The organism is Nostoc sp. CENA543 (genome assembly GCF_002896875.1).
Classification (GTDB): domain Bacteria; phylum Cyanobacteriota; class Cyanobacteriia; order Cyanobacteriales; family Nostocaceae; genus Trichormus.
In genome coordinates this window covers 1843851-1857613 of sequence record NZ_CP023278.1, presented here as the reverse complement: position 1 = coordinate 1857613, position 13763 = coordinate 1843851, and the positions used below count along the sequence as shown (strand labels likewise).

Annotated in this window: 13 protein-coding genes; 5 read left to right on the top strand and 8 right to left on the bottom strand. The window is 42.6% G+C overall.

Translation table 11 applies throughout. The features are described 5' to 3' along the window. Positions 1-166: 166 nt before the first annotated feature. Complete coding sequence (locus CLI64_RS07790; protein WP_103140637.1) at positions 167-1381, bottom strand: RNA-guided endonuclease TnpB family protein; 1215 nt, start codon at positions 1379-1381, stop codon at positions 167-169. An 80-nt stretch (positions 1382-1461) separates the two neighbouring features. On the opposite strand from CLI64_RS07790, the gene CLI64_RS07785 reads away from it, so the two are divergent. Both CLI64_RS07785 and CLI64_RS07780 read left to right on the top strand, forming a co-directional pair. After that, the gene (locus tag CLI64_RS07785; protein WP_103136677.1) at positions 1462-1686 is read left to right on the top strand and encodes a hypothetical protein; all 225 of its coding nucleotides are present in this window, start codon (positions 1462-1464) and stop codon (positions 1684-1686) included. 1 nt (position 1687) lies between these two features. Then, positions 1688-2125, top strand: a complete 438-nt coding sequence (locus CLI64_RS07780) for a hypothetical protein (protein WP_192881695.1) — start codon at positions 1688-1690, stop codon at positions 2123-2125. Positions 2126-2263: 138 nt separating this feature from the next. On the opposite strand, the gene CLI64_RS07775 is transcribed toward CLI64_RS07780, so the two are convergent. From CLI64_RS07775 to CLI64_RS07755, 4 genes are all read right to left on the bottom strand, one after another. Then, positions 2264-4273, bottom strand: a complete 2010-nt coding sequence (locus CLI64_RS07775) for a serine/threonine-protein kinase (protein WP_103136676.1) — start codon at positions 4271-4273, stop codon at positions 2264-2266. Between the two features lie 31 nt (positions 4274-4304). After that, a complete protein-coding gene (locus tag CLI64_RS07770) occupies positions 4305-5996 on the bottom strand; it encodes a serine/threonine-protein kinase (protein WP_103136675.1) in 1692 nt (563 codons plus the stop codon). Positions 5997-6568: 572 nt separating this feature from the next. Continuing rightward, positions 6569-7666, bottom strand: a complete 1098-nt coding sequence (locus CLI64_RS07760) for a lipopolysaccharide assembly protein LapB (protein ID WP_103136673.1) — start codon at positions 7664-7666, stop codon at positions 6569-6571. Positions 7667-7736: 70 nt separating this feature from the next. Beyond that, entirely contained in the window at positions 7737-8366 is a 630-nt protein-coding gene (locus tag CLI64_RS07755) for an RNA polymerase sigma factor (protein WP_192881694.1), read from the bottom strand. A 197-nt stretch (positions 8367-8563) separates the two neighbouring features. Here CLI64_RS07755 and CLI64_RS07750 point away from each other — a divergent pair, with 197 nt between their 5' ends. Together CLI64_RS07750 and CLI64_RS07745 are read left to right on the top strand one after the other, a co-directional pair. Beyond that, entirely contained in the window at positions 8564-9160 is a 597-nt protein-coding gene (locus CLI64_RS07750; RefSeq protein ID WP_103136671.1) for a glyoxalase-like domain protein, read from the top strand. 278 nt (positions 9161-9438) lie between these two features. Then, positions 9439-9756, top strand: coding sequence for a DNA-binding transcriptional regulator (locus tag CLI64_RS07745; protein ID WP_103136670.1), 318 nt, complete (start codon positions 9439-9441; stop codon positions 9754-9756). Positions 9757-9913: 157 nt separating this feature from the next. On the opposite strand, the gene mnmA is transcribed toward CLI64_RS07745, so the two are convergent. Continuing rightward, positions 9914-10969 carry a tRNA 2-thiouridine(34) synthase MnmA gene (gene mnmA / locus CLI64_RS07740; protein ID WP_103136669.1) on the bottom strand — a complete coding sequence of 352 codons (1056 nt, stop codon included), beginning with the start codon at positions 10967-10969 and terminating at the stop codon, positions 9914-9916. Positions 10970-11214: 245 nt separating this feature from the next. On the opposite strand from mnmA, the gene CLI64_RS07735 reads away from it, so the two are divergent. Further along, positions 11215-11937: a hypothetical protein gene (locus tag CLI64_RS07735; protein ID WP_103136668.1), complete on the top strand. Its 723-nt coding sequence runs from the start codon at positions 11215-11217 to the stop codon at positions 11935-11937. A 93-nt stretch (positions 11938-12030) separates the two neighbouring features. Here CLI64_RS07735 and CLI64_RS07730 read toward each other — a convergent pair whose 3' ends face one another. Both CLI64_RS07730 and dapB read right to left on the bottom strand, forming a co-directional pair. Then, entirely contained in the window at positions 12031-12723 is a 693-nt protein-coding gene (locus CLI64_RS07730) for a phosphate ABC transporter permease (RefSeq protein ID WP_103136667.1), read from the bottom strand. A 194-nt stretch (positions 12724-12917) separates the two neighbouring features. Next, a complete protein-coding gene (dapB, locus tag CLI64_RS07725) occupies positions 12918-13754 on the bottom strand; it encodes a 4-hydroxy-tetrahydrodipicolinate reductase (protein ID WP_103136666.1) in 837 nt (278 codons plus the stop codon). Between the last annotated feature and the right edge of the window lie 9 nt (positions 13755-13763).

The window sequence follows — 13763 nt, the reverse complement described above, 5'->3', positions numbered from 1 at the left end:
ACCTGGCACTCCAGGCTGATAGCAATTAGCATCAACAAACTTCTTTGCTACCTCCTGTACTTCCGTACTTTCCATCACCCTCTGCCTATCCCAAGGTAAACTAATCTGTCCAGGCGACGATTTTTTCGCCTTCTTCCCTTAGTTACCGATGTTGACACTCCCCGCACTAAAGTGACGGGGATTCTTTCATCAAAGGGAGTCCAACGACTTTACCCTCAGAAAGCATCTTGACCGTATGCCCTACGGCTGCACATCCTCTAGAGAGAACGACTTGCGCGGCTGCAACATCCCTATCAGTTACGTAGCCGCAATTACTACAGTGGTGAGTCCGTTCTGACAAGTCTTTCTTGCCTGTTTCATGCCCACAGTTAGGGCAGATTTGACTTGTCTTGCGGCTATCCACTTTCATGAAGAATACACCACGTTTAAAGCAGCATTGCTCCGAAATGTTGAAGAATTGACCCCAACTAGCATCAAGGCAATGTTTACCTAACATCGCTCTAGCTAAACCCGTTAAATTCAAATCCTCTACAAACACCGCACCAACTCCATCACAGAGTTGATGAGCTAATTTCCAATGCCAGTCTTTACGACGGTTGGCGATGTATTCATGCAGTTTAGCCACCTTCCTTTGAGCTTTGCGCCAATTATTAGACCCTAATTTCTTTCGTGAAACACGCTGTTGCAGCAATTTCAGCTTGCGTTCGGCATCCACGAAGAACTTAGGGCGTTTGACGGTTAACCCGTTAGAAGTAGCTACAAAATTTGTTAACCCAACATCAACTCCAATCATGTCACCATGCGGGAGTATTTGAGGTACAGATACATCCCACTGCAAGGTTAGCATTACATACCAACCAGAAACCCGCTTGACTACACGAGCTTGTTTGATGGTGCAACCTTCAGGGATGGGACGAGATTGGCGGAATTTAACCCAACCAATCTTAGGAAGTTTTACCCGATTTCCTTGTACTGGATTTACTCCCAACTGTGGAAACACAAATGAGCGCATCCGTCCTGGTTTCTTGAATCTAGGAAACCCGTGGTTGCGTTCCCACATAGAGACAAACGCACCTTCTACCGCCCTTAATACCTGTTGCAATACTTGAGATTGAACTTCTCCTAGTGCTGGTATCTCGTTTCTTGCCTTGGTCAATGATTTGCATTGACTAGCGATTGTTGGGCGTGGTGCGTCGGCTGGCATGATGTATTCAGACCGGATTGAGCAAGCGTTAACAGGACATGACCGAGATTTATACCAGTCTTTCCTTTCTGATAACGCATAATTCCAAACACGCCGACACTGCTCAAGCCACTGCTCAAATACAGTGACCTGCGCCTGTGTTGGTTTTAGCTTGAATTCATACGTTAGATTGAACACTTGCTTACCTCCTAGATACATTATACAATATCTTTAATGAACGATATGCGCTCGTTAAAGACAAGTTTGGAGAATTAAATATGGGTTGGTTTTTTAGCAAGCCTAGTGATAACGAATTAGGTGAATATCTACCAGAAGGGGAATCCATACTCCAAGAAGGTAGCGAGTATCTAGAAGCAAGTAGCAAGCCAGAGGCGAAAGAGAAATGTGACGAGATTGCAGCAGAATACGGCGCAGTAGAATCCAGCGTAGAACCTGCGGAAAACGACGGTGGATGGATGTGCAATTTCAAGTTCTGGGGTTAGTATGAGCAATTTCAGAGAAAAGCTTTTGGCTGCTTGGGAAGGAAACCCACCCAGAACGGAATACAGAGTTGAACCAATGCCAGGGACTCCACACATTAGACTGCTGGGTGATGGATGTTCCAGTCTTTCGCTTGATGATTTTATCAAATCACTTGAGGATGATTATTTAAAAGAGAAAGGAAAGTATTTTACCTATCCCTTAAAATCTTCCAAAGCAGAGGAAGATATGTTTGTTCTTGAAGGGTGGGAGGTTTACAGGTCTGAACAAAGTGTCTGCGAAGGATTGGTTATCCTGTACTACTCTGCTATGTATCCCTATGAAGTTATTAAAAAGTATATGGGGGAAACCTTAGCAGCAGAATACTTAAACAGAAAAAAGAATCGGGAATTGGCTATTAATGCTATTTCTACCGTCCTCCCACACGCCACGACCGAATAAATTCGGTGAGGCAGTGCGTTCCTGTCGCCTTGCGTCGGAAAGCAACTGCCGAACCCAAAGGGTCATTCGCTTATATCCCCCACTTAACGGAATATATTACATTTATTTACGTCTAGCTACTTACCTGTTCAGCAAACCCTAATGGGGTGTAGGTGTTTCTGTCGGGGTGTCGCTGGGTGTGGGTGTTGGTGTGGTGGTTTCCGTGGGTGTTGGTGTTGGTTCTGGAGGGTTGGGATTTTCCACTGTTAGGACGAGTTGATAATTTTGTGATGTGGAAGCAGTGGACACCAAAACAAATTCGTAAAACCCTGATTCTGGTAATTCTGTAGCTAAAGTCCGTTGGGAGGAATCTTCTAAAAACGTTACTTTTCCAGAAGGAGAATAAATCGATAACAAAACTTGGGAATTGGCTTCTACCTCAAAATCTAAAGTTTGATTTTGGGCTAAATCAGCAATAAAAACTTTACCCTCGCCGGGTTTGAGACTACCTTCAAGCGTTTTACTAATAGCACCAGGATCAAAGACAATTTTTTCTAAAGCACTCCCGCTAACGATCGCATTCACTTTATCACTAACAAAGGCGTGCCAAACTTGTCCGATGGGTTGGCTGATAAAATTTTTACCTTTCCGTTCTGGAAAGACATTAAAGAAAGCTGCATCACCTAAATCATACAAAGCCCTGCTGCTGACATTGACTTGATTGACATCTACTTTCCAGCGATTGAGGTCAGCATCAGTATAAGTACCTAATTGTCTTCTAGCTCTGGTACTCAAAGGGTCAAGTTTTTCTAGTAAATTACCCGCAATTTGATCCCATTGGGCGCGTAAATTTTCGTCTTTTGGTTCATCGCTGAGGGTTTTTCCCCGTAAACTAGGATTTTGTTCCCAAAACACTTGATTAACTAAGTTCACATAGAAATTAAAATCTACACCCAATTGTTGACGGCGGGTGTTTAATGTTTGCTTGCGTTGTCTTTCGGCTGGGGAATATTTATCTAGAGGGTTGGTTGGTTGGGTAATTGTTGGTGTGGGTGTGGGTGTGGAATCAACGATGATGGGATCATCTTTTTTTCCACTCACTCCCCACCAAATCAAGCCCCCAGTTACCACTAACGCCAATACAGCCAAAAAAGTTTTAGTAGGTGTCCATTGATTTTGGGGTGTGGGGGGAATTGCGGCTGGGGGAGTGGGGGAAATTGGGGGAGTTGGGGAAGCAGCGAGGGTGTCTGCGGAGGTAGGCGCGGCGGTGGGATTGGGGGCTTGAGTGGGGGGATAATATACTGGTGCGGGGTTGAGTGCGTCTAGAACTTGTTGGGCTGACTGATAGCGATCGCCAGGGCGAGGAGCTAACATTTGATCTAAGACTTGCCCTAACACTGGACTCAGAGTTATTTCCCTTCTCCATTGCCAAGACACATTGTAATTATCTACTAGTTCTTGGGGTTGTTTCGTTGTCAATAAAACGATAGCTGTCACCGCCAAAGCATATAAATCACTGTGGGGAGACACTGCACCTGTTTGCATTTGTTCTGGTGGTGCAAATCCTACCTTACCTAGCAAAGTAGCGGCTGGAGGTGGTGCGCCTACTCCTGGTTGATAATATTGGGAAGCAACGGCGGCTACTACTTGCTTCACGCCACCGAAATCAATTAATATCGGTAATTGGTCAACAGCACGAAGAATTAAATTATCTGGTGAAATATCACGATGAATTACACCCAAAGAATGGATGTAACTTAATACTGGTAAAATTTGCTGTAAAAGTTGTCTAATTTCTAATTCTGTAAATCTTAAACCCTGTTGTTTTCGGGCATTTAATAACGCGCTATAAGTTTGTCCTTCGACGTAATCTTGAACTAAAAATAAATATTCTTGTCCGGCTAATTTAATATGAAACTGTTCCCGAAAGCGGGGAATTTGGGGATGTTGCAGTTTGTATAAAACGCTAGCTTCTCGCTGAAATAATTCTTGCGCCTTTTTGACAACATACTCGCTTTGGACTTGGGGGGAAAACTCCTTTAAAACACAAAGTTCTCGAAAACGGTTAATATCTTCAGCTAAATAAGTACGTCCAAAACCCCCCTGACCGAGTTGACGTATAATCACATAGCGATCGCCTAAAGTTAGCCCTGGTTGAATGTTAGTCATTAGTCATTAGTCATTAGTTATTAGTCATTAGTTATCTACTTTGTCTGGCTTGACTGACTTGATCAGATGCGATCGCATACCAAACTTGTCTTAAGGTGTTTGGGTTTAGTTTCCCACGGTCTTGACCCGGAAACAACTTATCGAATTTCTGATTGGTGTCTCGGTTGAGATCATTGACTGTATAGCTTCCTAGTTGTCCTGAACGGGCTTGTCTCCTCCAAGTGTCATAATTTCTTTCTGTATAGCTTCCTAGTTGACGACGTGCGGCTGTACTGAGGTTAGCCTGTTCTATTTTATTTAACAAACCTGCGCCGACATTAGCCCATTCATCGCGCAAGGCTGCATCTTCTGGCTTAGAGCTGAGGCTGCGTCCTTTCAATTCTGGTTTTTGGGCATAAAATAATTCATCGACTGTCTGAATAAAAAAGCTGTCGGGAACTTCTAACTGTTGACGACGGCTTAAAACTTGACTGAGGCTCACCTTATCTTTACCACTTACTGGTTGAGCAATAGGATTAGGTAAAGATGGCAGTTGGGGTAAAGAAATTTGCGGTGGTTGAATAGATGACACACCTTTAATGATGGAATTAACTACAGCCCAAGTTCCTGCGCCTGTCAAAATCACTATAGCTGTCCCGCCAAAACTCACTGCAAACGGACGCAACCAAGCAGGTAAAGGTAATTTTTGCGATGCTACTTGAGTTTTGTTATGCAGCTTACTGACAATCGCCCCAGCTTTGCGTCCTGGGGCAACAATCATGGTTTTAATCTTGGTAAGATGGGTCACGGGTGCTTTTGTTACGTCTGGTGATGGTAAATCTTTGAGGATTTGATCAGCATTTTGATAGCGATCGCTTGGTTTATAAGCGAGCATTTTTTTCAACACAGCCTCTAGCTTAAAGCTGACATTGATTTCCCTACCCCAACGCCAAATCCCTTGATAACTGTCATATAATTTTTGCGGTTCTTTCCCTGTGAGTAAAACTAAAACTGTCACCGCTAAAGAATATAAATCACTGTTTTTATAGACTTTTCCTTGGCGTAACTGTTCTTCTGGTGCGTAACCTTTTTTTCCTAAAAGTGTGTAGTTACCAGCCAACTGAGTAAACCAAAAACCTTGGGAAGCTGGTAATTGTTTCACTCCCCCAAAATCAATCAGTACAGGTAAATTATCAGAACGTCGCCAAATCAAATTATCTGGTGAAATGTCGCGGTGGACTACATCTTGGGAATGTATATAAGATAAAACTGGTAAGATTTTTTCTAAAAAATTAATAATTTCGGCTTCAGTGAAACTTTTCCCTTGACTCTGACGCTCTTCTAAGAGCTTGTCAAAATTATCACCATCTATATAATCTTGGACTAAAAAGAAAAACTCCTTACTCCCAAGAGTTACTTGAAATGAATTATGAAACATGGGAATTTGCGGATGATTGAGTTTTTTGAGGACATTCGCCTCTCTTTCAAACAACTCCCTAGCTTTTTGTAAATCCTGTTTCTCTGTGACTTGGGGTGCAAACTCTTTCAGTACACAGGTTTGATTTGATTTCTTTGTATCCTCAGCCAAATAAGTTCGTCCAAAACCACCCTGTCCCAATTGACGAATCACACGATAACGATTGTCTACAATTTGTCCAGCAGCAAGAGCCAACGGTTCGCCGCAATGAATGCAAAAACGATTACTGCTACTGTTTGCGTGTTTTTTACTGCAATATACCTGCATGGCTCTGAAGGGTATGGTGATGGTTTTTATAAATTACTACAACCAGTACAGTTCTATTTACCGAAAATTTGGGTTTAAAGCCCCGTCCTTCTGGGAAGGCTTTCGTGATATGATTTTGTTAGCGGTAAAGCGCATACATAAAAAACGAAGTAGGTCAAGCGGACGACTCCTGATCCGGAACCCTGGTAGTAAAAATCCTAAATCTTGTACAAATTTGGGAGTAGAGCAAAAATTGAAGAAATCGTTTCAAATGCGGTCGGGCAGTCCGTGTGCGCTTGTGGACGTATCCAAACAGGGAGATTTGAATATTCTATATTCAGGTTTCTAGGGAGGACGGATGAAGCAAGAATCCTCATCATAATAGCTGAGGAGTGTCAAGAATATTCTCTCAGGAAAGTTGGGGATAAAGGTAAAAGGCAAAAGTAAAAAGAAAGGAAAAGATTCTTTTGGCTTTTTACTTTTTCTGGCATTGGGGAGTACAAGTACCATTAGACATTTGAGGGTAGGCTGTATGATCTACCCTAGAAGAGAATTAGAATATTTTTGGCTGAAAATCGCTAAAATACATTGAATTAACTACTCTTTACACGCCGCTTTAACATTTGGGTGAGGCGATCGCGTAATACTACTTCTTTTCTACTGTCTTTGAGGTTTTGTGAGAGTATGATAGCTCTTTCATAGAAATTTTGGGCAGTGGGATAGTTACCTAACAGCTCGTATAGTTGGGCGTAGGATTCAAAAGACCTTAATTGTTCTGGGAGATTTTGTAGTTCCTGGGCGAGAATTAAACGCTGTTGGAGTAATTCAAAGGCGCGTTCGTAGCGTCCCGCCGCAGTGTGTGCGGTAACTAAGCCGTCAATGGCGCGAATTTGATTGGCGCGATCGCGATTTATTCTGGCCATTCCCATTGCTGCGCCAAAAGTAGCTATAGTGTCTTGATAATTACCAGCCTCTAAATAAGCATCACCTAAGTTATTTAATGTATTTAATTCACCCCGCAAATCACCACTGCGGCGACGGTAAATTAAGGCTGTTTCGTATAGTTTAATGGCTTTGTTGTAATCACCCTGCCTAGCATACACCAAGCCTAAATTACTTAAAGATAAGCCTTGTCCCTCAATATTTTTGACATTTTGAGCAATTTTTAAGGCTTCTTCCAGCATTTTATCGGCGGGAGCAGGTTGACCAGATTGTAAAAATAAAGTCCCGATATTATTTAAGACGAAAATCTGCGATTGAAAATCTTGGGTATCCCGTGCGATTCCTAACTGTCGCCTGAGCGCGTCTTCACCTTCTTTGTAGCGTCCTAGTTGAATATAAGCTTTTGCTAATAAATCGTAAGTCAATCCCTTAGCACGGAAGTCACCGATAGCATGATAAATCTTCAGTGCTTGTAACCCTGCATCAATAGCCTTTTCAGGATAGCCAGCATCATAGTGTTTTTGACCAACACGCAAGAGAGCATCTGCATCATCTCTTGATTGTCTACCAAAGGAATTATTTGAGGGTCTGTGCAATTGTTCCGTGATATCAACTGCATTCGCCATCACAGGAGTCAGCACTACAGCCAACAGTACGAAAGAATAACTAAAAAACTTATATTTATTCACCAACCAATAGCTTGGAGTTCTAAGGGAGGGGAAATTTAACGTTGTAGGCTTTTGTCTCATAAAACTTACCCCTGGAATTTGGGCTAAATGGTAATATTAAGACTACCTGCTTACGGATATATACTTAAGGTTACGACTTGACCAAATCCTCTCCTAAGTAGATAGCGCGGATATCTGCGGGTAATTTGTCCTCTAACATACGATAGCCTTCCTGGAGAAAATTGGCTACTTCAGTCGGTGTAATCTTTTCCCCTTCCGCTTGTAGGTAAGCCGCAATCCGCGTTTCGCTCCAGTGAAAAGTCTGCGCCATTAAGACGATTAATCTTAAAATGGGGGGCAATTGGTCTAAAGCCTGTTCTACATAGCACCAAAACGGCGGCGAAGTAGCTTGTAGGGAATAATGTATGGCTTCTGTAGGTGGTAGCTGAATTTCGTTAATGCAAACGGCTGTAATATTAATCAGCCAATTTTGCAAAGTCATACCTTCTTGACCTGGAAGGGGGTTGTTTAAATCCAGTCCACCGAGTTCATAATAGATATGTCGCCAAGTCAGAGCAAATAAATACTCAGCTTGCACAGGCGATCGCGCCGAATGTTGAATCAAAGTGTAAACTATCGGACTATAACGGCAAAAAATCACTGTAAAGTATTTGCCATCATCAGGATGATGTTGAAACAAATCCAGTAATTCTTGGTCACTATGATGAAACAGTGACTTAACTAAAGGGTGGTTGGTTTCAGGAAATTGAGGAATTTGCATGAGTCTGCCGATGGATAGTGATTAAGATAGTATTAGCAATATAAAGTTTGAGAGTCAGCAGTATAATATCTTGATGTTGCTGTCTTTGGGGTGGAGGCTCAGACAAGTTTAGTCTTGGTACACTAAAATAAACACCCCTTTTAAGTCCTGATCGACAATAATAAAAGCGGATATCTTATATAATTTCTAATTTGTTCATGGTTATAGCAGCTAGTGTGATATCGTTTCTGCTCACGCCTTTGACTTTAGGCTCTTTTTTACCCTCCCTTCCCCTAGATAGCCTATTTTCCACTCAAGGCATTATGGTAATGCTCCTAGCAGCCTATGCGGGTGCTATGTGGCTATTCCTCACCAGCGCGCCCAAAGTGCATACTGTGATGGTGTCTGATTTAGAGATTGCTAGACAATTATATGAAGGTCTATTAGATTTACCCGCCGCAGAAGTACCACTGCACTACTACTACAACTACGAACAAACCATAGGCGCGACAGGTATCGACCCGCTATATATGTCCACCAGTCCCAGTTGGTCAGGGAAGACAACCAGCAACGGTAATGATGGACTCTGGTATCAGCTAAAGAAAAACACCCAACTGCACGTTATTACCGGCGCGAGTTTGGGAATGAAAAATCAGCAACGTCACGTTTGTTTTGACCGTGACTGCTTAGAAATGATTTTATTGCGGGTAGAAACACGCGGTTTAAAATTTAAGATTCGCTCCCAAAAGCCCCTCAATTTTTTGGTTAAAGATTACGAAGGGCGGGTTATTGAAGTAGCGGAAGTGGCGAGTTAGTCAAATAGTCAATAGTATTTGGTAGGGTGCGTCAGTGTAAAGAATCTCTTGGTATAAGCAAGGTTCTTATGCGCTGACGCACCTTATACCATTTTGGATTTTATATTTTAGATTTTGGATTGTGGAATGCTTTACTGGTAAGCTTTTGGGCAATCCATTTGTCGCAATCATGTTTCAACTTGGTATTACTTGTTTGAATATCTTTTAGGAAGAAAGTTATACACATGATGAGCTTGAACAGGCAAAAAATAGTAATGCGTTAATAGAGGTGATTTGTAATGCGGAAGAAAAAGTCAGCAATTCTGGAAGCGGTTCATGAAACAGTAAAAGACTTAAACAAAGCTGGGCTAATGAGTCAAACTACATTGCGCGAATTTGAACACCTATGTCTACCTCCTATTGAGCCTCTAGAACCTAATCAAATTAAAGAAATACGGGAATCATCTCAAGTAAGCCAAGCAGTTTTTGCGCGTATTTTGAATATAAGTCCTTCAACCGTTCAAAAATGGGAAATAGGACAAAAGCGGCCTAGTGGAGCGTCTCTTAAACTACTACACTTGGTAAAGAATCGTGGGTTAAACAGTGTGCTTTATTAAAACGGAAGCATTCTTTATGATTTATGCTCTGCCCGAAATAAAATGGGGTTAATCGCGACAATTATCACCCTCTTCAGTTTGAAGAATTTGCTACAGAATATATAAGTCGCACATCGTGTTATGTTGGGTTTCGCTATCGCTCAACCCAACCTACATTCTAAGCACTCTGTTCGATAATTCCCCCACCGAGAACTTTTTCACCGTCGTACCAAACAGCAGCTTGTCCAGGAGTGATGCTGAATTGGGGTTCGTCAAACACCACGCGCACACGGGAATTTTCTAAGGGGATCACCGTCACAGGTTCAGGTGTAGAACGATAGCGAATCTGCACTTCCGCACGAATGGGGGAAGTGGGTTCAGCAATGGATACCCAATTAACTCGGCTCACTGTACATTCTGGTTGGGTAGCTTTAGTGCGATCGCCTACTACTACTCTATTATTTACCGCGTCTAATTCAATTACATACAACGGTTCAGCCGCCGCAATTCCTAAACCTTTGCGCTGACCAATGGTGTAATGATGGACACCATCATGTTGTCCCAAAACTTTGCCTGTGGTATCGACGATATCACCTGTTTTGGGCGCAAGATATTTATCTAAAAATGCCCGCATTGAGCCATTGCTTTCTACTAAGCACAAGTCTTGACTTTCTGGTTTGTCAGCAGTCTTTAAGCCGTGTTCTGTAGCTATCCTGCGAGTGTCGGCTTTTTGCATTTCCCCTAGAGGAAATAACGATGCGGCAAGTAAATCTTGAGACAAATCATACAGAAAGTAAGATTGGTCTTTATTGCGGTCAACAGCCCTTAATAGTTGGTAACGTCCTGTGGTTTCATCGTAGTTTATCCGGGCATAGTGACCGGTGGCAATGCGATCACATCCCAACTGTTCACGGGCATACTGTACCATTGGGCCGAACTTCACCGTTTTATTGCACTGGGAACAAGGTAAGGGTGTAATTCCCACACTGTAACCACTCACCAGATAATCAACAATCTGGTTTTGAAAGACATCCCGCATATCAACTACTTGATGGGGAATGCCCAATTGTTCACAAATAGAAGCCGCGTCGATCATCCCTTCAGAGCAACATTGCCCTTTGCCTTTCATTAGCCAAAGGGTCAAACCAATCACTTCATAGCCCTGATGGTGGAGAATAGCGGCGGCGGTAGAACTGTCAACGCCACCAGAAAGACCAACGACGACTTTTTTCATATCTTTTCAGTTAAGCCGGGCGTGATCGCTGCGCTGTATGTAAAAATTTACCTTGCGATCGCCAACTACAATACTCAAGATTTTTAACTGCTCAATTCTAACATATCCGCTTCAAACCCCCAGTAAAACAGGACTTCATTCTCATTTTTCTTCAGGTGTTCATTGCCACATCGACTTACACAATTTAAGCTAGCAATTAGGGAAATTTGCACAAAATTTATAGATCATAAGTTGCATTACTTACTATGTCTAACCAGATAACAAGCACATACATGAAATTACCTATCATGTCTGTCTTCTTAGGTAGTTGTCTATTATTGCTGACTCATCCCGCCCAGGGACAAATCAGCAAAAGTAATAAAATACTGCTGTCTCAGACTGTCTTAGAAAATTTACCACCCCCACCAGACTACGCACAAAATCAGCCCGTAGAATTTTTTAATCAATACCAACAAGAACAGTATCCTTACAACCAAAGTTTTCAACGCTACTCAGTTTACGTTGAAAGCAACAGTGAATGGACTTTGCAACAAATCCGCCAAAATGTTGAACCCAGCGCATATTTTCGCCAATTAAATGGTCGTTCTGTGATTCAATCTGGGGTATTTAATGAACAAGGCAATGCACAACAACGAGTTAGACAACTCAATGCTATTGGAGTTTATGGTGCAAGAATTGTCAGTGATGGACAACAAATCCCCTCGAATCCTGGAAATGGCAATACTGGTAACGTCGGTAGTAAATCCAGGTATTACGTAACTATTCCCACGAAACCACAAGATTTATCAATAGTTGCCAATCAAGTCAGACAGGTTACAGGATTATACGGTTTAGTCGCAGAAAAAAGACAACCGCTAGGCCCACACGTAGCCATAGGGCCTTTTAGACAGCGCACCGAAGCCGAAAGTTGGAATAATATTGTTCGCGATCGCGGCTTCGGTAACGCCAGAGTCTATTACGATAGGTAAGAAGAGGCAGGGAGACAAGGAGCAGGGAGCAAGGGAGATAGATTATTTTGAGATGCGCTTTTCCCCCTGCCCTCTACACCCTGCCCCTTGTCCTCATTCCCTATTCCGACGAGGACGACGGGAGTTTTGTCTTCTTGGTTGTCGGTTTTCTCGTAAGCGACTGCTGACTCCGTCAAAGAAATCTCTTCTGATGTAAGGATAATCGCTAACCCAGAGGTTACGACTGGGAATATACACATCACTAAAGTCTTCAATGCTACTCAAATCTGGACTATTTGACATCACAACCATTTCGGCTATTTGTCCACGGACAATTTCTTTGTGAAAGGGACGTAGTGGTGCTTCTAACTCAACACTAAATCCTGTATCATCACCGACCTCGATATTAATGCGTTTTTCTCGATTTTCCACAATCACCAATTCGCCTTTACTGTTGACGGTTTCTTGTTTGCCGATTAACTTTTCTGTAATCCACCAATCAAGAATTCGACCCCGAAAAAACCCACTATATTTGTAACGACGACATTTGATATTGCGGATACTAGCTTGAAATATCGGATACCATAGCCAAAACAGCGCAGCAACCACTCCTACAAAAAATAATATGGGGCTAGTGACCAGCCGAAACAACACCTTTACCAACAGAATTACAGCTACAACCACTACAGAAATCAACAGACGCTGCAAAAAATTAGCAAACTTCCCCCAGTAATACTTGTACTGTGGGCCAGTCGCAATCAAAGGAATGAGTTGTTCAAATTTCTGGCGAGTCAGTGGGACAAGCATAATAGTGCTGAGTAATGAGTAATGAGTAATGAGTGGTGAGTGCTGAGTGCTGTTAGCGGAAGCGCGGCGTTTAGCCGGTGCTGAGTAATGAGTTGTGACTGTTGAGTAATGAGTAGTGAGTAATGAGTAATGAGTTGTGACTGTTGACTAATGACTAATGACTAATGACTAATGACTAATGACCATTGACTGTTTTACAGAATTTTTTCTAAGCCATACACTAATGACTTTAACTGTAAAACTTTGCGAATCGCTAGTAAGACTCCTGGCATATAGCAGGCGCGATCGCTGGTATCATGGCGTAGAGTATAAATTTGTCCGGCTGCGCCAAAAATCACTTCCTGATGGGCTATCAGTCCAGGTAGGCGCACACTATGTATTCTAATACCTTCCTCGGCTAAACTACCTCTAGCACCTGGAATTTTCTCCGTTTCTTCCACAATTGCTGGGTTAAATGTTTTACCCATTTGAGCTAGTAATTGAGCAGTTTGAATCGCTGTTCCGCTAGGTGCGTCGGCTTTTTGATTGTGATGCAATTCGATAATTTCCACATGGTCAAAATACTGCGAAGCGGTAATTGCAGCTTGTTGTAGCAGAACCATCCCAATGGAAAAGTTAGGAATTACTAAACAACCTGTACTAGCCTTTTCCGCAAAATCTGCCAAATCTTGCAGTTGTTCTGGACTCAACCCCGTTGTCCCAACGACAGGACGAATTCCATAGGCGATCGCACTCCGCACATTATCGTAAACTGAATCAGGATGAGTAAAATCTACAATCACCCCAGGCGGCCCCTGTCTTTCTCCAGCCACATACCCCAACATCGGTTCTAACTGGTCAGTGATAGGTACTTCCAAAGGTTCTGCTAAACCCGCTAATTCTCCCGCATCTTTACCCTGATGTTCTGCACTGCGATCAATTGCACCCATTAGATTTAAATCAGGTGCTTGTGCTACTGCCTTCACCACCTCACGACCCATTTTACCAGCCGCACCATTGACAATTACTGGAATAGGAGCTTGATTCGTCATAATTACAAC